Raw genomic sequence first — 20,257 nt, forward strand, 5'->3', positions numbered from 1 at the left:
CACCATGAATAATCTGAAGCTTGGAACCCGCTTGGCGGGTGGATTCGGCATTTTGCTGGCCATGATCACCGTCATGTGCCTGGTCGGGCTTATCAGCCTGGCCAACATCAATGAATCGGTTGAAACCGTAACCCAACGTTCCCTGATCAAGGAGCGCCTGATCAGCGATTGGGCCCGCAATATCCAGGCCGGCGTTACCCGCACCACCGCCATTGCAAAAAGCACCGACGCCAGCCTGGCGGCGTTCTTCACGGACGAAGCCGCCGCCTCGTCGCGGAATTCCTCGGCGTTGCAGCAGCAGATTGAACCGCTGATCCAGACCTCCGAAGAAAAGCAATTGTGGCAAGGTGTGGGCAAATCGCGCGGCGATTACCTGCGCACGCGCGACGCCATCTTCAAGGCCAAGCAGAGTGGTGACGTGAACACGGCCAACCGCGTCTTCACCCAGGAATTCCTGCCGGCCACGCGCCAGTTCATTGACCAGATCACCAAGCTGTCCGCCTTGCAACGCGCCGAGATCGATGCGCGAGCGGCCGACATTCAAAGCGCGTATCGCACGGCTAATTTCTGGATGATCGTCATTGGCTCGGTAGCGCTGATCAGTGGCTTGCTGCTGGCGGTGCTGCTGACGCGCGGTATTACCCGCCCGCTGTCCGCGGCCGTGCGCGTAGCGCGCACCGTTGCCGCCAATGACCTGACCAGTACCGTCATCGTGAAATCACGCGACGAGATCGGCCAATTGATGCAGGCCCTGGCGTCCATGAACGCCAACCTGGCGGACACCGTCGCGCGCATCCGAACCGGCGTGGACAGCATGGCGTCTGCCTCGGGCGAAATCGCGGCTGGCAACGCGGACCTGTCCTCGCGCACCGAACAGCAGGCCGCGTCCCTGGAAGAAACCGCGGCGTCCATGGAGCAGTTGTCGTCCACGGTGAAACTGAACGCCGACAGCGCGCGGCAGGCCAACCAGTTGGCCGCCACCGCCTCGGACACCGCGTCGCGCGGTGGTGCCACCGTGTCCGAGGTGGTCAGCACCATGAGCGCTATTTCGTCCAGCTCGGTCAAGATCGCCGACATCGTGTCGGTGATCGACGGCATTGCCTTTCAGACCAACATCCTGGCGCTGAACGCCGCAGTGGAAGCCGCGCGGGCGGGTGAGCAGGGCAAGGGTTTTGCCGTGGTGGCGGCCGAAGTCCGCACGCTGGCGCAACGCAGCGCGCAGGCTGCCAAGGAAATCAAGACGCTAATCGAAGACACGGTGCACAAGATCAGCCAGGGTTCCATCAGCGCCGAGCGCGCCGGCGCCACGATGCAGGAAATCGTCAGCTCGGTGCAGCGCGTGACGGACATCATGGGCGAAATCGCCGCGGCATCGGCCGAGCAGGCCGACGGCATCGAACAAGTCAACCGCGCGGTGTCGCAAATGGACGAGGTAACGCAGCAGAACGCGGCGCTGGTCGAAGAGGCCGCCGCCGCGGCCGGTTCAATGCAGGACCAGACCGCCGACCTGACGCGCGCGGTCAGTGCGTTCAAGCTGCCGGGGAGTGGGGCGGTGGCGGTTGAGCGGGTCGCGGGCGGTCGAGCCCTGGCAATGACCGGGGCGGTGGCGCTTCGGGCTTGATCCTAATCCCAGTCAGTAGCGGATGCCTTGCCGAACGAGGCGCGCTAGGCTATTCGCGTTGCCGTTGTAGGCGTCGATTGACGCCCGGATCATTTCGGCCTGGCTAATGCCAGTCCAGTCGATGTCGTAGCCTGCGTTGCGCGCCAGTTGCCCGATAAACTCACGCTGAGTTCGTCCATTGCCTTCGCGAAAGGGATGCAGCACGTTGATTTCGCCAAGGTAGTAGGCCGCGCGCTGGCTGAATTTTTCGACGTCGAGATCTTGCAAGTGACGCTCTTTCGCAAGTTGCTGAAATAAACGCCGGCCGGCGCTGTCGATCATCAAGTGACGAGCAAACATCGTGTCGCCCTTTTGAATCTCGCCTTGTCGGATTTCACCTGCCCAGTCGTAGACGTCTCCAAACAAGCGCCGGTGGATTTGCCGCAGGTGCGACAGGTCGAACTTGCCGTCAACGGGCTGCTCACGCAATTTGGCGGCCTGCAAAAAAGACAGGCTGGACTCGGCCTTGTCGAGTGCAGCCTGATCTTGGATGCCCAGAAGGTTGCGGAGTATGCCTGTCCCTTTGTCCAGGTACGGGTCTCCGTCCTGCCCGGTGTATTTCATCTTGTCGACTGATTCAGGCCGAGCCGCGCCTTGTATTCGGCGATGGCGTCATCAAGGGATTTTTCGCCCGACGCCCACATCTCGGCGTCTTTGATGACCTGCGCGTCCGGTTCCAGGCCTTCCATGCGTTGGCTGGCCAGTGCGCTGTTCACGACGGCGCGGCGGGCAACGACTTCCTGCTCTGCAATCATGGCTAGTCCTGTGATAAATGAATGCGCTATTTTACGCCGTGGTGCAAAGCGTGGGTGTGTGTTCAGAGGCATGATGGTGTCTCTGCTCAAGGTGCTTGGTGTGTGGAGTGAAAACTACTGTCAAACATTGAGCAAGGACAAGGCGATCCGTCGACTTTTAACGATTGTGGCGGTCGTATGGCTGATTACAGCCCCTGCTGCGGATTTAATGCGAGAGACCGAAGCCGAGTATTTGAACCAGTGCGCGCATAGTCTGAGATAGTTGTTATCGATGGGAGAGAGCGTCTAGGAGCGGATGGCAGACTGCATCGCGCTTCGTAAATATGTGGTGGACCTAAGGTTGCTGGGCGTTGGTCCGGCTTACGCTTAGCCCTTTTACGACAGGATTTCCAGGAATGGATTCTTGTCCACGATGGCCGCTTGCAACTTCTTCTTTAGAAGCTCGACAAGATCACCTTGGCGTTGCAATAGCATTACAAACTCTTGCAACGAACAGAGGAACATCGTTTTTTGGGAAAGTGCGTTCCTGCATTCCGCCACTACAGAGGTCGCATAACCATTCGTTGCGATGAAAATTCCATGAGCGTTTGCGCGCATGAACAAGCGGCTTAGGTGCGGTGAAAATTCCCCTATGCCTACTGGTGCGTTAAGCCACTTCATTTCGACAAGGTGAAGTTGTCCGTTCAACTCGATTACACCATCGATTTGTTCGACGACCACGGAGGTGTCGGGGTCTCTGCGGCGAAAGTCTTCGCGAACATGAATACCGTAGACGCGAAATAGGTCATTCAAAACTGCTTCAAGCAGCTTCCCTCGTTCCTGCGGCTTTTCGTCCATTCCAAATAATGCGAAAAGTCGCTGGCTAACGCCTTCAAGCTTTGTTCGCTTTTCTGCGGTCGCGGCGCGTTCTGCTTGTTGCTTAGCCACGCGCGCTTCGCGTTCGGCATCCCGTTCCTGTTTCATCCGGGTGAACGAGTCTTTGGCATCGACGGCCTCGCGAACGCTCGCTACCAGCCCTTTGGCCTTGTATTGGTCCGCAGGCCAACATGTCTCGAAGCTTTCAAACTCTACGACGCGTTTAACGATTTCACGGCGAACGCGTAGCCCGCTATCGCCGCGCGTGTTTACTTTTGCCAGAATGTTCCTGACGATTTCGTATTTGTTGACTGAGCTTGGGGCGGTCCGGACGGCGTCATCCATTTCCCGTAAGTCTGCTTCATCGACTCCGGCGCTTCGAAGAAATAGGACCACCTGTTTTTTGCCTCGGCATAAAAGCGGGATGGTATCGACAAGAAGGGTCAGCAGGTCATGCGGGTAGTGGAACGCCTCAGCCATCTCTTGTCCTTTGTCAGTCCTAGTCGCCGATGCCTCATTATCGCGGGCTTTTTTCGTTACGTTGCCCGAACGGGTAAAAACACGGGTAGTCTGACCAAGAAAAGCAAAAGGCCCCTTTCGGGGCCTCTGCAAAGCACGTAAGTGCTTGAATACTTGGCGGAGAGGGTGGGATTCGAACCCACGGTACGGGGATACCGTACGCCTGATTTCGAGTCAGGTACATTCGACCACTCTGCCACCTCTCCGTGGCTGGGTTCCAAAACGGTGATGTCTACATTGGCGATTTCTCGGCCTCTGTGTTCAGTCACTTCAAGATCCCTGGTCGGAAGGATCTTCGTTGTTGGAGCAGCGAAGCCCGCAATTCTACAGGAATTTTTTCCTGTGTGTAAAGGGGGTGAAAAAAATTATTGAAAGGGTGCATCCCGCACTTCCGGCGGCGTCGATCTTTGCCCAGAATTCGCCCATCCGGGCTTCGCGCTTCCTGGCCTACCCCCTTTCAACGCGGCATTCTTGCTTCATGGACCTGATCCTTATCCTCTTGCTTGCCGCCGTGCTGTGCGTGCCCATCACGCAGCGGCTGGGGCTGGGCGCCATTCCCGGTTACCTGATCGCAGGGGTGCTGATCGGGCCGTCCTGCCTGAAGCTGGTGACCAATGTCGACACCATGATCAACGTGTCGCAATGGGGCGTGGTGATGATGTTGTTCATCATCGGGCTGGAGCTGTCGCCCAGGCGGCTATGGGCCATGCGCAACGAGGTCTTCCTGGTTGGAAGCCTGCAGATGCTGGTCTGCGGCTTGTTGCTGGGCTTGGTGTTTGGCGCGGCGCTCAGGCATCTGGCCGGGATGGAATGGCAGGCGGCGGTGTTGTGCGGGCTGTCGCTGGCCTTGTCTTCGACGGCGGTGGCGTTGCGGCTGTTGGATGAGCGCGGCTTGACCCGCACGCCGCTGGGCCGTTCGGCCTTGGGCGTGCTGCTGTTTCAGGACATGGCGGCCATTCCGATGCTGGTGGCGGCGGGCTTGCTGGGGTCTGAGGGCACGTCCGCCCCGTCTTTCAAGGAAGCGCTGATCGCCGTGGCGGTGGTGGCGCTGGCTTACCGGCTGCGGCTCTTGGGCTGGGCCGCCAAGGCGCAGTTGAATGAACTTTTTACCGCGGCGGCCTTGCTCATGGTGGTGGGCGCCGCGCAATTGTTCGACTACGCGGGCCTGTCGGCGGGCTTGGGCGGTTTTCTGGTCGGGGTGTTGATGGCGGAGTCCCGCTATCGGCACGACCTGGAAAAGGCCATCGACCCGTTCAAAGGGCTATTGCTGGGCCTGTTCTTCCTGGCGATCGGCATGTCCGTCAACCTGAAGGTGGTGGCTAACCACTGGACGTTCATCATCGGCTGCGTGGCCGCCTTGCTGGCGATCAAGGCGCTGGTCCTGTATGGATTTGCGCGCTTCATGGGCCTGCCGCGCTACCACCGGCTGCTGTTCGCCATGGTGCTGGCGCAGGGGGGAGAATTCAGTTTCGCCATCTTCAACGAAGCCTGGGACAACCACTTGATCAGCCTGGAACATCGTGACGTGCTGTCGGTGGTGGTCGCCATATCCATGGGCGTGGTGCCGGTGTTGATCAAGTTGTTGGAACGCGTGCCGGAGAGCCGTGGCGGCATGGCGGATCTGCCTTCGGCCACGGATGCCGGGTCTGGCTCGGACTCGTCCGACAAACCACCAAGCGCTTGACCCCGCTGCCCGTGGGGTCATGACAAGATTACCGTCAGGTCGGGCGGCTACACTTGACCTCGTTTCGCTTTTCGTCCCTATGCCAGACCACAGGAGAATGCTCATGCTCAAAGGAAAAGTTGCCCTTGTCACCGGTTCCACCAGCGGTATCGGCCTGGGGATCGCCACCGCCTTCGCCCAGCAAGGCGCTGATATCGTCCTGAATGGTTTTGGCGACGCCGCCGCGATCGAAAAAGAGCGCGCGGGTTTGGCCGAGAAGTACGGCGTGAAGGTGATCTACGACGGCGCCGATCTGTCCAAGGGCGATGCTGTCCGTGGGCTGGTTGAAAACGCGGTGCGCCAGTTGGGCCGTATCGACATCCTGGTCAACAACGCCGGCATCCAGCACACCGCGCTGATCGAAGACTTTCCGGTTGAAAAGTGGGACGCCATCTTGGCGCTGAACCTGTCGGCCGTGTTCCATGGCACGGCGGCCGCGCTGCCGCACATGAAGAAGCAGGGCTTTGGCCGCATTATCAACATTGCCTCGGCGCACGGCCTGGTGGCCTCGGCCAACAAGTCGGCCTATGTGGCGGCCAAGCATGGCGTGGTGGGCTTCACCAAGGTCACGGCGCTGGAAACGGCCGGACAGGGCATCACCGCCAACGCCATCTGCCCGGGCTGGGTCCGCACCCCGCTGGTGGAAAAGCAGATCACCGCCATGGCTGAAAAGAACGGCGTTGACCAGGAAACCGCCGCGCGCGAACTGCTCAGCGAAAAGCAGCCGTCGCTGCAATTCGTGACCCCGGAACAGCTTGGCGGTACCGCCGTGTTCCTGGCATCCGACGCCGCGGCGCAAATTACCGGCACGTCGGTTTCGGTCGATGGTGGCTGGACGGCGCGTTAATAAAGGAACTCTGGAATGTTGTTTTTGCTTTCCCCCGCCAAGAAGCTGGACTACGACTCGCCCCTGCATATCGAGACGCACACCCAGCCGCTGTTCGTGGATCAGGCCGCCGGCCTGATCAAGGTGCTGAAGACCAAGTCGGCGGAAGACATCGCTGAATTGATGAGCCTGAGTCCGGCGCTGTCCGAGCTGAATGCGCAGCGTTACGCGCATTGGAAGCGCAGCTTCACCCAAGCGAATTCCCGTCAGGCCGTGTTGGCGTTCAACGGCGATGTGTACGAAGGGCTGGATGCGTCCAGCCTGTCGGCCAAGCAACTGGATTGGGCGCAAGAGCACGTGGCCATCCTCAGTGGCTTGTACGGCGTGCTGCGCCCGTTGGACTTGATGCAGCCGTATCGCCTGGAAATGGGTACGCGTCTGGAGACGTCCAAAGGCAAGAACCTGTATGAGTATTGGGGTTCGACGATTGCCGATTATCTGAATGAGCGTCAGGCGGGCAGGAAGGCGCCGGTGATCGTCAATCTGGCGTCCGAGGAATATTTCAAGTCGGTCGACTTGAAAACGCTGAAGGCGCGCGTGGTGCAATGCGTGTTCCAGGACTGGAAGAACGGCGCCTGGAAAATCATCAGCTTCCACGCCAAGCGCGCGCGCGGGCTGATGGCGCGCTACGCCATCCAGCATAAGGTTGCCAAGCCGGAAGGCTTGCAAGGCTTTGATCTGGAAGGCTACGCCTATGACGCATCGGTTTCAACGGAAGACAAGCTGGTGTTTCGGCGTAAGGTGGGGTGAGTGTGATGGGTTTCGCGCGATCGGCGGTGTGTTCTTGCCGGGGCCGATCCGCGCTGCACCCATCCTACGTTTCGGGGCAAACTGGGGCGGTCGTGATGGGTTCCGCGCGATTGGTGGTGAGTTTCTTGGTTGGCGCTAACTCGCGCTGCACCCATCCTACGTTCCGGGCAAATTGGCATGATCGTAGGATGGGTGTGGCGCGAGATTGTCTAAAAAAGAAAGAAACCGCTCAACGCGCGAACCCATCAAGCAGCGCTGAATTCTTAACAGGATCAGCCACAAGCTTACGGTTGTCTGATGGGTTCCGCGCGATCGGCGGCATCTTCTTGCGCACGCCAACGCGCGCTGCACCCATCCTACCTATTCAACCGCATCATTCACGCTGCCGCCGCCACGGGCGGGGCATGCGTGGGGTCGGCCAGCGCTTGTAGCTCCTGGCGGATCATGTGTGCTGCTTTCAGCATCTGTTTCAGTGGATAGGCCAATGCCGCCTGTTCGCCTGCCGTGTCGAATTGCGTGGGCAGGGTCGTGGCGATCTGGGGGCGCTTTTCGTCCAGCAGGTCGACCATGCCGTTCAGCGCCAACTGCACCGCTTCAGGTGTTTTGGGTAGCGCCGCCAGAATGGGTATCGCCGCCGTGATCTGCGAGGCCAGAACGTGGTTCTGGATCAGCAGGTTATTCAATTCCGGCACGCTGAGCTGATGCGATTTGGGTTCGCTCATCATGCGGTAGAACGCTTCGGCGAAATTGCTGAATGCAATGTGCACGTTCTTGCGCGCCAGGCGCCAGGCCAGATCGGCATCGATGACGGCGGGGGTGTCGGCGGCGGTGGTGGCGTTTGTTGCGCCGTTCGCGGCTGTATTCGTACTCGCAGTCGCGCCCGCATTCATGGCAGGCGCCGCATTCGTCTGCATGGCTTCTACGTAGCGCAGCCCGGCCAGCAAGTATTCCCGGTTGGCGCGGGTGGCGGCGGCGGCCAGCGGTTTCAGATAACGTGCTTCCCACCACGGCAGGATGTAGCTGCAGATCAGCGCCAGCGCGCAGCCCAGCAATGTGTCGATGGCGCGTTCGCCAATCACCGCCATCGACACCGTGCCCGGCGACACGAAGTGGAACACCAGCACCACGAAGAGCGTGTTGAAAATGGCGCTGGCCATGTAGTTCAGTTGCACCAGGCTGTTGCCCATGATGCAGGCGCCCAGCAGCACGGCGAACAGGATCTCGGGGCTGTCGGTCAGGTTGAACAGCAGCAGCGCGCAGATGCAGCCGATCAAAGTACCGCCCAACCGCCAGCCATTGCGCTGCCGCGTCAGCGCGAAGCCGGGCTTCATGATGATGACGATGGTCAGCATGATCCAGTAGTTGTGCGCGGAAAATTCCGGCGACAGCCAGCGGCTGGCCAGCGTCATGGCAATGGCGGCGGCCGCCGTCACGCGCAGCGCATAACGGAAGTGCGGCGAATCCAGCCGCAGGTTGCTGGTCAACAGCCCAAAGCGGAATTCCTGGCGCGAGATAAAGCGCGTCAACGACTTGTTGATGCGCAGCACGTCGGTGGGCTTGGCGTCCGGCGATGCCGCCGTGTGGTCGGCCAGGCGGTCGACAATGCGGGCCGAATTGCGCAGGCGGCGCAGCACCTGGATGATCAGCGCCAGCATCTCGGGTTCGCGCTCGCCCAGACCTTGCTGCTTGAGCTGTTCAATTTCGTATTCGATGGCGCGCAGCTCCGCCTTGGCGCTGCTGCGGTACTGCACCTGGCGACCACGCGACACGTCCAGTGCAATGCGGTTGAGTTCCAACGACATCTTCACCAGCGCGTCGCGCATGAACATCAGGCAGTCGTTGCCGGCCAGCGTGCGGCGCAGCGCGGCGTAGTCGGTGTGGGTGGCGACCAGCGTGTCCAGCAGTTGCAGCATGTCGACGAACATGTTCCAGATCATCACGCGCTGACGGTCGCCCACGCCCTTGCCTCGGGGCAGGGCGCGCAGCACCATGTCGCGCGCGGCCTGGTGTTTTTCCGTCATGACAGACTGGCGTTGGATCAGGGTGCGATAGGCCTCGTCCAGGTCGGCCGTCTCGTCGTAGAAGGCGGCGCGGGCGGCCACGTAGTCGGCCGTGGCGAACAGCGCCACCGACATGGCCTGCTGTTCCTCGCGCAGCCAGAACAAGCGCGAAAATCCCAGGCTGAACACTACATAGAAAAGCGCCCCGCCCAAGGTGGCGACCGCGTGCGCGAAGACTTCGTGCGGCTGTAGCGGCGAATGCATCGTCAAGGTCATCAGCAGCAGGCCGGCAAAGCCGATCAGCCCGCCGCGCTTGCCGAACACGGTGAACATCGAATAGACGAAGCACTGTGCAATCACCACCAGCCAGATCAGGATGGGGTTCGTGGATGCGAGCCCCGTGATGATGACGGTAACGGTGCCCAGCGCGGCCCCGCCCAGCATTTCGTTGGTGCGATGACGCTGCGGGCCGCCCGGTTGGTCGATGATGGCCAGGCACTGCGCGCCAAAGGTCGCGACCAGCCCGGTGGTGTAGTTACCGAACAGCCCGCCCAGCACCAGCACGGGCAACAGCATGCCAACCCCCTGGCGCACCCCTCCGAAGAAGTAGTGGCTGTAGAGGAAACGGCGAATGCTGGCAATGCGCAAATCCATGGGACGGAACTGGGTTCGGGACGACGCAACAAGTATAGAGACGCTGGTGGAATTTTTGGGGTCGGATGGTTACAGGACTTTCCCTGTCAGACCGGCTGCATCGCGCGCGCAACGGTCGTTTCACGTCGATTTGCTACCTTTGACGCAACGCGGTAAATTCCACCTCTTGCGCCGGTCTGCCTATCCGATACCGGCGCGTTGAGGCGGATGGTACGGGTCACCTCCCCAGCCATCCTGCCGCAGTGATACTTGCTGTTGGCCGCGCCACAAGCGTGTGTTGCCAAAGCTTCCATTTCGACCTCCAGCGTCCCCAAGGGGCGTTTGCACTGCGTTCTGTCGAGCGTGTGCCGGGTCGGCAGGGTGTCCGGGTGGCGTGGCTCCGTGAGCCGCTAAGCGCCGGATCATGTTGTCGTAGCCGGTATGGGTTCCGTTGCCGCCGTATCCGGGCGAGCAGCAGTCAGGGTTGCAGGGCCGGTACTGAAAGGAAATAAACATGGAAATGAATGGCGCCGATATCGTCGTGCGCTGCCTGGCCGATGAGGGCGTGGAACACGTTTTCGGCTACCCCGGCGGCGCAGTGCTTTACATCTACGACGCGATCTTCAAGCAAGACAAATTTCAGCATATCCTGGTTCGTCACGAGCAAGCCGCCGTGCACGCCGCCGATGCCTATTCGCGCTCGTCGCAAAAGGTTGGCGTCTGCCTCGTGACCAGCGGCCCGGGCGTGACCAATGCCGTCACCGGCATCGCCACCGCCTATATGGATTCCATCCCCATGGTCATCATCAGCGGGCAAGTGCCCACTGCGGCCATCGGCGAAGATGCGTTCCAGGAATGCGACACCGTCGGCATCACGCGCCCCTGCGTCAAGCACAACTTCCTGGTGCGTGACGTCAAGGACCTGGCCGAAACCATGCGCCGCGCGTTCTACATCGCGCGCACGGGCCGTCCCGGCCCGGTGCTGGTGGATATCCCCAAGGACATCACCGTCGCGCAGTGCAAGTACACGCCGCCCAAGGGCGAGATCTCGATGCGTTCCTACGCGCCCGTCAACAAGGGCCACCAGGGGCAAATCAAGAAAGCCGTGCAGATGCTGCTGACCGCCGAACGGCCCATGATCTACACGGGCGGCGGCGTCATCCTGTCGAACGCCGCGCCCGAGTTGAACAAGCTGGTGTCGCAACTGGGCGCGCCGTGCACCAGCACCCTGATGGGTCTGGGCGGCTACCCGGCCAGCAGCGGCCAGTTCGTGGGCATGCCCGGCATGCACGGCACCTACGAAGCCAATATGGCGATGCAGCACTGCGACGTGCTGCTGGCCATTGGCGCGCGTTTCGATGACCGCGTGATCGGCAACCCCAAGCACTTCGCGCAGAACGCCCGCAAGATCATCCATATCGATATTGATCCGTCGTCGATCTCCAAGCGCGTGCGCGTGGACGTCCCGATCGTGGGTAACGTCAAGGATGTGCTGGCTGACCTGTCCGCCCAATACGAAGTGGCGGCCGCCGAGCACAAGCCCGCGTCCATCACCAAGTGGTGGGAGCAGGTCGAGACCTGGCGCGGCAAGGAATGCCTGAAGTTCGCCAACTCGGACGAAGTCATCAAGCCGCAATACGTGGTGGAAAAGCTCTGGGAAGTGACGGGTGGCGACGCCTTCGTCACGTCCGACGTGGGCCAGCACCAGATGTGGGCGGCCCAGTACTACAAGTTCGACAAGCCGCGCCGCTGGATCAACTCCGGCGGCCTGGGCACCATGGGTGTGGGGCTGCCGTACGCAATGGGCGTGCAGATGGCCAACCCTGGGCACGACGTCGCCGTCATCACCGGCGAAGCGTCAATCCAGATGAACATCCAGGAACTGTCGACCTGCCACCAATACCGCCTGACGCCCAAGATCGTCTGCCTGAACAACCGTTTTCTGGGCATGGTCCGGCAATGGCAGCAGATCGATTACGGCTCGCGCTATTCCGAGTCCTACATGGATTCGCTGCCCGACTTCGTCAAGGTGGCCGAGGCCTATGGCCACGTGGGTCTGCGTATCGAGCGTCCGGCGGATGTCGAACCCGCGCTGCGCGAAGCCTTTGGCAAGCACAAGGAACGCCTGGTTTTCCTGGACTTCATCACCGACCGCACCGAAAACGTGTGGCCGATGGTCAAGGCCGGCCGTGGGCTGACCGAAATGCTGCTTGGCTCTGAAGACCTGTAAGGAGGCCACCATGAAGCACGTGATTTCCGTCCTCCTCGAAAACGAACCCGGCGCGCTGTCGCGCGTGGTGGGTCTGTTTTCCGCGCGGGGCTACAACATTGAAACCCTGACCGTGGCGCCCACCGAGGACGCCACGCTGTCGCGCATGACCATCGTGACCACCGGTTCCGATGACGTGATCGAACAGATCACCAAGCACCTGAACCGCCTGGTGGATGTCGTTAAAGTGGTGGACCTGACCGAAGGCGCGCACATCGAGCGCGAGCTGATGCTCGTGAAGGTGCGCGCCGTGGGCAAGGAACGCGAAGAGATGAAGCGCATGGCGGATATTTTCCGCGGCCGCATCATCGACGTGACCGACAAGTCCTACACCATCGAATTGACCGGGGTGCAGGAAAAAGTACAGGCCTTCCTGGAGGCCCTGGACCGCAGTGCCATCCTTGAAACCGTACGCACCGGCGTGTCCGGCATCGGACGCGGTGAACGGATTTTGAAGATTTGACCGGCCTTCCAGGCCACGCCACACCCTACATCTGAATTAATCGAATATCCAAAATACTGGAATCTGGAGCACAACCATGAAAGTTTTCTACGACAAAGACTGCGATCTGTCCCTCATCAAAGGCAAGACCGTTGCCATCATCGGCTACGGTTCGCAAGGCCACGCGCACGCGCAAAACCTGCATGAATCGGGCGTGAAGGTCATCGTCGGCCTGCGCAAGGACGGCGCTTCGTGGAACAAGGCCGCCAACGCTGGCCTGGAAGTCAAGGAAGTGGCTGACGCCGTGAAGGCCGCCGACATCGTCATGATGTTGCTGCCCGACGAGAACATCGCCTCGGTCTACAACAAGGAAGTGCACGGCAACATCAAGGCCGGCGCCGCCCTGGCTTTCGCCCACGGCTTCAACGTCCACTACGGCCAGGTCGTGCCGCGTGAAGACATCGACGTCATCATGATCGCCCCGAAGGCCCCCGGCCACACGGTGCGCAACACGTACAAGCAAGGTGGTGGCGTGCCCCACCTGGTGGCCGTGTACCAGGACAAGTCGGGCGCCGCGCGTGACGTGGCCCTGTCGTACGCCAGCGCCAACGGCGGCGGCCGTGCCGGCATCATCGAAACCAACTTCCGCGAAGAAACCGAAACCGACCTGTTCGGCGAACAGGCCGTGCTGTGCGGCGGTACCGTCGAACTGATCAAGGCCGGTTTCGACACGCTGGTGGAAGCCGGCTACGCGCCCGAAATGGCGTACTTCGAATGCCTGCACGAACTGAAGCTGATCGTTGACCTGATCTATGAAGGCGGCATCGCCAACATGAACTACTCGATCTCGAACAACGCCGAATTCGGCGAGTACGAAACGGGTCCGAAGATCGTCACCGACGAAACCCGCAAGGCCATGCGCCAGTGCCTGACGGACATCCAGACCGGCGAATACGCCAAGAAGTTCATCCTGGAAAACACCGCCGGCGCCCCGACGCTGACCTCGCGCCGCCGCATCAACGCGGAATCGCAGATCGAGCAAGTGGGTGGCAAGCTGCGCGCCATGATGCCCTGGATCGCCGCCAACAAGCTGGTGGACAAGTCCAAGAACTGATCGGCGCCCGGCGCGGGCTGGTCCCGCGCCCCGTCCGGCAAGACGGCATGCCTCCAAAGGGCATGCCGTTTTTTATTGCCTTTTCCCCAGGCACGGCACTTGCTCTGTCCCGCAAGCGGGGCCATATGAGTTAACCTTTCACAGTCCGTTGTAAGTTATTGAGACCATGCCCAATTTTTCCATGCGCGATTCCGAGAACCGCCACCGAAGTATCTACTTGCTGCCCAACGCATTCACCACCGCTGCGCTGTTTGCGGGGTTCTATGCCGTGGTGCAGGCAATGAATGATCGCTTCGAAGTTGCCGCCATCGCCATTTTCGTGGCCATGGTGCTGGATGGCATGGATGGCCGGGTGGCTCGCCTGACCAACACGCAGTCGGCATTCGGTGAACAATATGACTCCTTGTCCGACATGACGTCCTTCGGCGTGGCGCCCGCGCTGGTCATGTACGAATGGATTCTGAATGATTTGGGCCGCTGGGGCTGGCTGGCCGCCTTTGTCTATGTGGCAGGCGCCGCGCTGCGCCTGGCGCGGTTCAACACCAATATCGCCGTCGTCGACAAACGTTATTTCCAAGGCTTGCCCAGCCCGGCCGCTGCCGCGCTGGTGGCGGGTTTTGTCTGGCTGGCGGTGGACAACAAGCTGCCCATTCACGACAGCCTGATGGCCTGGGTGGCGTTCACGCTGACCATGTACGCGGGCATCACCATGGTGTCCAACGCCCCGTTCTTCAGCGGCAAGAGCTTTGCGCTGGGTCGCAGCGTGCCGTTCTGGGGCATCTTGCTGGTGGTGGCGGTATTCGTGTTCGTCTCCAGCGACCCCCCGGTTGTGCTGTTCGGCCTGTTCGTGCTGTATGGCTTGTCGGGTTGGGTCATGTGGGGCTGGCGCTGGAACAAGGCGCGCCGCCTCACGCAAGAGCGCCGCAGCCATTCGTCCTGATCCGCTGACCGCTGCTTCAAATCGCAGCCGAAAAAAAAACCCGCCAAGTAAATATTGGCGGGTTTTTTGTTGGTGGCGAATTCAGCGCCACATGAACCTGTCGTCGTCGTACATGGGGTCGGGGCCGGGATGGAAGTGCGTCACCTTGCTGCCGTCGCGGCTCATGTAGACGTACATCAGCGAATTCCACACGCCGTTTTCCTTGTACCGATACGACCACACGACTTCGCGCTTCTCGCCCAGGCCCGTGACATCGATTTGGGCGGGCGGCCCGAATTCGCAGCGCACGCGGTCGGGGCCCCAGTCGCCGGTTTCCAGCACTTTGAAGTGCGCATCCGTCAGCAGCGGCAGCACCTGGCCCACGCGACCGTCCGTGCCCACGTTGGTGCCCCAGGCGTATTGCCCCATGGGTTGTTGCGTCCAGATCACCCGGCGCCCGCCGCCGGCTTGCGGGCATTCGAAGTTGGGCTGGCCGAATTGGGTAAGCACTTCGCCGTAGGGGGTGCCTGGCGGGATCTGGGTCATGTTGGCGCAAGCCGCCAGGCTGGCGATCGCCAGGGTAGCCAGGGCCGCGCGCGCGGGTCTGAAATATTTAGACATGTATTTGCTCCTCAAGGGTGCCGCTCGGGCGCTGCGGGCCGGTGCCGCCCCCAAAACCACCTGTGGGGTAATTCTAGCGAATCAGCTATAATCGCCGAGCTTTATCAAGTGTATTGATTTTGCAAGATGCTTTGCGCCGGCAGTCCGGCTGCGGAGTGACCCCCAAGCCGTAAGCAATTCGTGTGTGGTGGGCCATTCTGGCAGCTATTGAAGCAGCAGTGAGAAAGCAAAAACGCTTATCGCCGGAATTCACGCAAATTTTTTCCAAACCACGTCAGGGCACCTCGGCCCTGTCGCATGTCCGAAGAGGTCATCAATGTCTGTAGCTGACATCAAGAAATCCGATATCGTTGCGCAATTCCAACGCGCTCAAGGCGATACCGGCTCCCCCGAAGTTCAGGTGGCTCTGCTCACCGCCCGTATCAACGAACTGACTGGTCACTTCAAAGAACACATGAAGGACCATCACTCGCGCCGCGGTCTGCTGCGTATGGTCAGCCGTCGCCGCAAGCTGCTCGACTATCTCAAGGGCCGCAATCCCGATTCGTACCGCGCTCTGATCGAAAAACTCGGTCTGCGCAAGTGATCGACGGGGCTGGCTCCCCATGACGCAACCGTGGTCGGTGCGACGTATTGTCGCAGCGGCCACGGTTTTTCATTTGTAAGGAATAATCGTCATGTTCAACAAAGTGACAAAATCGTTCCAGTACGGCCAGCACACGGTCGTCCTGGAAACTGGCGAGATCGCTCGCCAGGCCTCCGGCGCCGTTGTGGTGTCGATCGAGGACACCGTTGTCCTGGCCACCGTTGTGGCTTCCAAGAAGGCCAAGCCGGGTCAAACGTTTTTCCCGCTGACCGTCGACTACATCGAGAAGACCTACGCTGCCGGCCGTATTCCGGGTGGGTTCTTCAAGCGTGAAGGCAAGCCCTCCGAAAAGGAAACGCTGACCTCGCGCCTGATCGACCGTCCGCTGCGTCCGCTGTTCCCCGAAGACTTCTACAACGAAGTCCAAGTGGTCATCCACACGCTGTCGGTCAATCCCGAGATTGATCCCGACATCGCCGCGATGATCGGCGCATCGGCTGCGCTGGCCATCTCCGGCATCCCGTTCAACGGCCCGATCGGCGCCGCGCGCGTTGGCTACATCGATGGCCAATACGCCCTGAACCCGACCGCATCGCAACTGAAGTCGTCCAAGCTGGACCTGGTGGTTGCCGGTACGGAAAACGCCGTGCTGATGGTGGAATCGGAAGCTCAACAGCTGTCCGAAGAAATCATGCTGGGCGGCGTGGTCTACGGCCACGAGCAAATGCAGGCGGTCATCAACGCCATTCACGAACTGGTGAAGGACGCTGGCAAGCCCGATTGGGACTGGCAAGCGCCGGCCAAGGACGAAGCCCTGATCGCCGCCGTGACCGCGGCTGCCCAGGAAGGCCTGAACGCCGCCTACCAGATCCGCGAAAAGCAAGCCCGCACCGCCAAGCTGCGTGAAGTGTCGGCTGACGTGTCGGCCAAGCTGGCTGCCGCCGCTGCCGAAAAGGGCGAGTCCGCCCCTGACGCCGTGACCGTCGACAACATCATGTTCTCGCTGGAATCGGCCATCGTTCGCGGTCAGATCCTGAACGGTGAACCGCGTATCGACGGTCGCGACACCCGCACCGTGCGCCCCATCAGCGTGCGTCTGGGCGTGCTGCCCCGCGCACACGGCAGCGCGCTGTTCACCCGTGGTGAAACGCAAGCGCTGGTCGTGGCCACGCTGGGCACCAAGCAAGACGAGCAGATCATCGACGCGCTCATGGGTGAATACCGCGACCGCTTCATGATGCACTACAACATGCCTCCGTTCGCCACCGGCGAAACGGGCCGCATCGGTGTGCCCAAGCGCCGCGAAATCGGCCACGGCCGTCTGGCCAAGCGTTCGCTGATCCCGCTGCTGCCGGCGCCGGAAGACTTCCAATACACGATCCGCATCGTGTCGGAAATCACCGAGTCCAACGGCTCGTCGTCGATGGCTTCGGTCTGCGGCGGCTCGCTGGCCATGATGGACGCCGGCGTGCCGGTCAAGGATCACGTGGCCGGTGTGGCCATGGGCCTGATCCTGGACGGCGGCAAGTTCGCCGTGCTGACCGACATTCTGGGTGACGAAGATCACCTGGGCGACATGGACTTCAAGGTTGCGGGCACCGAAAACGGCGTCACCGCACTGCAGATGGACATCAAGATCCAGGGCATCACCAAGGAAATCATGCAAGTGGCGCTGGCGCAAGCCCGCGAAGGCCGCCTGCACATCCTGACCAAGATGAAGGAAGCGCTGGACGGTTCGCGTGGCGAGCTCTCGGCTTTCGCCCCGCGCATGCTGACCATCAAGATCAACCCCGAGAAGATCCGCGACGTGATCGGCAAGGGCGGCGCCACCATCCGCGCGCTGACCGAAGAAACCGGCACGCAGATCGACATCTCCGACGACGGCACGATCGTGATCGCCAGCGTCGACGAAGTGCAGGCCAAAGAAGCCCAGCGCCGCATCGTCGAACTGACCGCCGACGTCGAAGTGGGCCAGATCTACGAAGGCTCGGTCCTGCGTCTGCTGGACTTCGGCGCCATCGTGCAAGTGCTGCCGGGCCGCGACGGTCTGCTGCACATCTCGGAAATCGCCAACTACCGCATCGCGAACATCAATGATGTGCTGAAGGTCGGCCAGCAAGTCCGCGTCAAGGTCATCGAGGCCGACGACAAGGGCCGCCTGCGCCTGTCCATCAAGGCAATCGGCGGTATCGAAGCGCAGCAACCCGCTGCCGCTCCGGAAGCTGCCCCCCAATCGGAACCGCAAGCTGAATAAGCTGGCAGGCTGATTGAACGAAGAACGGCGCCGCAAGGCGCCGTTTTTTTTGGGCCATGACCGCCTTTCCTGTAAAGTCTTGCGCCAGACGGAGGGAAAAACGGATGATCCAAGCATGACGGGCTGGGCGGCTGGCGCCACCGCCGTGGCGCTGCTTGCCGCGCTGCTGACTGGCTGCATGAGCAGCCCCGGTCCGGGCCAACGCGGCCCCAAGGGCGAAGCCATGTCCGCCGACCAGTTCGGCCAGACCGACTTCAATCGTACGGTCACGCTGGAAGTGCGCGACAACCTGGACAGCCTGTATTTGCTGCTCGACAAGCTCTACCGCCGCAATCCCCGGGAATGGCGCAAGACCGGCGTGGCGGACCATAAGACCGCTGTTGACCGCGTCAAGCACGCCATCGAAGTCCGTGTTCCGCCCAGCGACCTGGCCGGCCTGCGAGACATCCAGATCCTGGCCGTGTCATTGGACCCGAACTACACCGGCGACCGCGTCGGCGCCTTTATCTATGGCCTGGCCGACACCCTTATCGCGGCGCACAACGGCAAGACCCGCCTGTACGCCACCGACGCGCTGGATGGTCAGCGGGTCTACAATGCCGCACGGAACGTCGAGGCGGCCGCCTGGCTGCTGGCGTCGCGCCGCAACAACCAGGGCGAGCTGCTTTTGCTGGCGAACGAAATCTCTCCCACCGCCACGAACCTGAGCTTCGAGCGCGAGTTCGGCGCCATCATCGGCCGGCTGGACCTGATCGCCAACCTGCTGGGCGAGAATTCGCGCCGCATTGGCATCAACTATGCGCAGGGTCTCCTGCTGTTCAATTTCTTGCCTGTGCGCTAACAGGATCTTCCCATCGTGATCGATATTGTTTCCATCCAGACCGCCCGCGACAACTTGCGCGGCCAGGTGCTGAAGACCCCCTTCACCCTGTCGCGCACGCTGTCCGACATCTTCGGCGCCGAGATCTGGCTGAAGTTCGAGAACCTGCAATTCACGGCATCGTTCAAGGAACGCGGCGCCCTGAACCGCATGTTGACCTTGTCGGACGATGAGCGCGCCAAGGGCGTGATCGCCGTGTCGGCCGGCAACCACGCGCAGGGCGTGGCCTACCATGCGCAGCGCATGGGCGTGCCGGCGGTGATCGTGATGCCGCGTTTCACGCCCACCGTCAAAGTCGCCAACACGCGCCGTTTTGGCGCGGAGGTGGTGCTGGCGGGCGACACGTTCGATGACGCCAAAGCGCACGGCTACGAGCTCGCGCAAGCGCGCGGCCTGATCATGATCCACCCCTACGACGACGAAGCCGTCATTTCGGGGCAGGGCACCGTGGCGCTGGAAATGCTGGAAGACCAGCCGGATCTCGACACGCTCGTGATCGCCATTGGCGGCGGCGGCCTGATTGCAGGGATGGCCACGGCGGCCAAGGCCCTGAAGCCCGGCATCGAGATCGTGGGCGTGCAGACCGAACGTTTTCCGTCCATGTACGCCGCCGTCAAGGGCGTAACCATGCCGCAGGGGCAATACACCATCGCGGAAGGCATCGCGGTGAAGTCGCCAGGCGCCTTGACCCAGCCGATCGTGAGCCAGTTGGTTGACCACATCGAACTGGTCAGTGAAAGTGATATCGAGCACGCCATCGTCGTGCTGCTGGAAATTGAGAAGACCGTGGTCGAAGGCGCGGGGGCCGCGGGCCTGGCCGCACTGCTGCGTGCGCAGGAAGCGGGCAGCGATCGTTTCAAGGGCAAGCGCATCGGCCTGGTGCTGACCGGCGGCAACATCGATCCCCTGATGTTGGGCGAACTGATCGAACGCGGGATGGTGCGCGCCGGTCGTCTGGCCCGCATCCGGGTTGACCTGCGCGACTTGCCGGGCGCTCTGGCGCACGCTACCAAGCTCATCGCCGACGCGCAGGCGAACATCACTGAAGTGCACCACCAGCGCGCCTTCACTTCCCTGCCGGTGCGCAATGTGGAAGTGGACTTCGTGCTGCAGACGCGCGGGCCGGAACATATTCTTGAAGTCATCGACGTGCTGAACGCCGCGGGCTTCGCGGCCAGTAACCACGACCATTGATGGCGGTGGCTCAATGCCGCGCACAGATCAAGCCCGTCTCGACCGCAGACGCCCGCACTTTGCGGGCGTTTTCGTTGCGTCCGCGCCCTCCAGTCGGAAGTCGTTGCAAAAAAAAGTGCAACACGCGCAATGCCCGTTTAACTTTTTTTTCCGATCAGGGAACTTTTTTTGTTGAGGCAAACACCCCCATGGCGCCT

The 20,257-nt window shown here is 61.3% G+C and carries 17 protein-coding genes and 1 tRNA gene; 12 read left to right on the forward strand and 6 right to left on the reverse strand.

All coding sequences use genetic code 11. From position 1 onward, the window contains the following. Window positions 1-4: 4 nt before the first annotated feature. Entirely contained in the window at window positions 5-1,621 is a 1,617-nt protein-coding gene (locus WBR68_RS02315; protein ID WP_230693431.1) for a methyl-accepting chemotaxis protein, read from the forward strand. A 12-nt stretch (window positions 1,622-1,633) separates the two neighbouring features. Here WBR68_RS02315 and WBR68_RS02320 read toward each other — a convergent pair whose 3' ends face one another. The 4 genes from WBR68_RS02320 to WBR68_RS02335 form a co-directional block, all read right to left on the reverse strand. Next, entirely contained in the window at window positions 1,634-2,224 is a 591-nt protein-coding gene (locus WBR68_RS02320; protein ID WP_050447182.1) for a Fic/DOC family protein, read from the reverse strand. After that, entirely contained in the window at window positions 2,221-2,415 is a 195-nt protein-coding gene (locus tag WBR68_RS02325) for an antitoxin VbhA family protein (protein WP_050447181.1), read from the reverse strand. Before WBR68_RS02325 ends, WBR68_RS02320 begins: the two co-directional genes overlap by 4 nt. 375 nt (window positions 2,416-2,790) lie before the next feature. Next, entirely contained in the window at window positions 2,791-3,750 is a 960-nt protein-coding gene (locus WBR68_RS02330) for a hypothetical protein (protein WP_050447179.1), read from the reverse strand. A gap of 154 nt (window positions 3,751-3,904) precedes the next feature. After that, a tRNA-Ser gene (locus tag WBR68_RS02335) sits at window positions 3,905-3,995 on the reverse strand. Between the two features lie 272 nt (window positions 3,996-4,267). Between WBR68_RS02335 and WBR68_RS02340 the strand changes: the two genes are divergently transcribed. The 3 genes from WBR68_RS02340 to yaaA all read left to right on the forward strand — a co-directional run bounded on the left by WBR68_RS02340 (window position 4,268) and on the right by yaaA (window position 7,148). Beyond that, window positions 4,268-5,473, forward strand: a complete 1,206-nt coding sequence (locus tag WBR68_RS02340; RefSeq protein ID WP_230693432.1) for a cation:proton antiporter domain-containing protein — start codon at window positions 4,268-4,270, stop codon at window positions 5,471-5,473. A gap of 103 nt (window positions 5,474-5,576) precedes the next feature. Further along, window positions 5,577-6,359: a 3-hydroxybutyrate dehydrogenase gene (locus tag WBR68_RS02345; RefSeq protein ID WP_050447178.1), complete on the forward strand. Its 783-nt coding sequence runs from the start codon at window positions 5,577-5,579 to the stop codon at window positions 6,357-6,359. Window positions 6,360-6,374: 15 nt separating this feature from the next. Next, window positions 6,375-7,148: a peroxide stress protein YaaA gene (gene yaaA, locus WBR68_RS02350; protein ID WP_230693433.1), complete on the forward strand. Its 774-nt coding sequence runs from the start codon at window positions 6,375-6,377 to the stop codon at window positions 7,146-7,148. Between the two features lie 377 nt (window positions 7,149-7,525). Here yaaA and WBR68_RS02355 read toward each other — a convergent pair whose 3' ends face one another. Next, on the reverse strand, window positions 7,526-9,802 hold the full coding sequence (locus WBR68_RS02355) for an FUSC family protein (RefSeq protein WP_230693434.1): 2,277 nt from the start codon (window positions 9,800-9,802) through the stop codon (window positions 7,526-7,528). Between the two features lie 493 nt (window positions 9,803-10,295). Between WBR68_RS02355 and WBR68_RS02360 the strand changes: the two genes are divergently transcribed. From WBR68_RS02360 to pssA, 4 genes are all read left to right on the forward strand, one after another. Next, the gene (locus WBR68_RS02360; RefSeq protein ID WP_050447175.1) at window positions 10,296-12,011 is read left to right on the forward strand and encodes an acetolactate synthase 3 catalytic subunit; all 1,716 of its coding nucleotides are present in this window, start codon (window positions 10,296-10,298) and stop codon (window positions 12,009-12,011) included. Between the two features lie 10 nt (window positions 12,012-12,021). Further along, window positions 12,022-12,513, forward strand: a complete 492-nt coding sequence (gene ilvN, locus WBR68_RS02365) for an acetolactate synthase small subunit (protein WP_050447174.1) — start codon at window positions 12,022-12,024, stop codon at window positions 12,511-12,513. 76 nt (window positions 12,514-12,589) lie between these two features. After that, window positions 12,590-13,606: a ketol-acid reductoisomerase gene (gene ilvC, locus WBR68_RS02370; protein WP_046807014.1), complete on the forward strand. Its 1,017-nt coding sequence runs from the start codon at window positions 12,590-12,592 to the stop codon at window positions 13,604-13,606. Between the two features lie 166 nt (window positions 13,607-13,772). Then, complete coding sequence (pssA, locus tag WBR68_RS02375) at window positions 13,773-14,546, forward strand: CDP-diacylglycerol--serine O-phosphatidyltransferase (RefSeq protein ID WP_050447173.1); 774 nt, start codon at window positions 13,773-13,775, stop codon at window positions 14,544-14,546. Between the two features lie 81 nt (window positions 14,547-14,627). Here the strand turns inward: pssA and WBR68_RS02380 are convergent, their stop codons facing one another. Further along, complete coding sequence (locus WBR68_RS02380; RefSeq protein WP_050449603.1) at window positions 14,628-15,146, reverse strand: hypothetical protein; 519 nt, start codon at window positions 15,144-15,146, stop codon at window positions 14,628-14,630. 316 nt (window positions 15,147-15,462) lie between these two features. On the opposite strand from WBR68_RS02380, the gene rpsO reads away from it, so the two are divergent. The 4 genes from rpsO (at window position 15,463) to WBR68_RS02400 (ending at window position 20,060) form a co-directional block, all read left to right on the forward strand. After that, window positions 15,463-15,732 (forward strand): 30S ribosomal protein S15, encoded by a 270-nt coding sequence (gene rpsO, locus WBR68_RS02385; RefSeq protein ID WP_006223612.1) that lies wholly within the window; start codon window positions 15,463-15,465, stop codon window positions 15,730-15,732. Window positions 15,733-15,823: 91 nt separating this feature from the next. Then, window positions 15,824-17,986 carry a polyribonucleotide nucleotidyltransferase gene (gene pnp, locus WBR68_RS02390; RefSeq protein ID WP_050449604.1) on the forward strand — a complete coding sequence of 721 codons (2,163 nt, stop codon included), beginning with the start codon at window positions 15,824-15,826 and terminating at the stop codon, window positions 17,984-17,986. A 115-nt stretch (window positions 17,987-18,101) separates the two neighbouring features. Next, complete coding sequence (locus tag WBR68_RS02395; protein ID WP_050449638.1) at window positions 18,102-18,827, forward strand: hypothetical protein; 726 nt, start codon at window positions 18,102-18,104, stop codon at window positions 18,825-18,827. A 15-nt stretch (window positions 18,828-18,842) separates the two neighbouring features. Then, on the forward strand, window positions 18,843-20,060 hold the full coding sequence (locus WBR68_RS02400) for a threonine ammonia-lyase (RefSeq protein WP_050449605.1): 1,218 nt from the start codon (window positions 18,843-18,845) through the stop codon (window positions 20,058-20,060). Window positions 20,061-20,257: the final 197 nt, after the last annotated feature.

This window comes from Achromobacter sp. JD-1 (genome assembly GCF_038594925.1).
In the GTDB taxonomy this organism is placed as follows: Bacteria; Pseudomonadota; Gammaproteobacteria; order Burkholderiales; family Burkholderiaceae_B; genus Achromobacter; species Achromobacter spanius_C.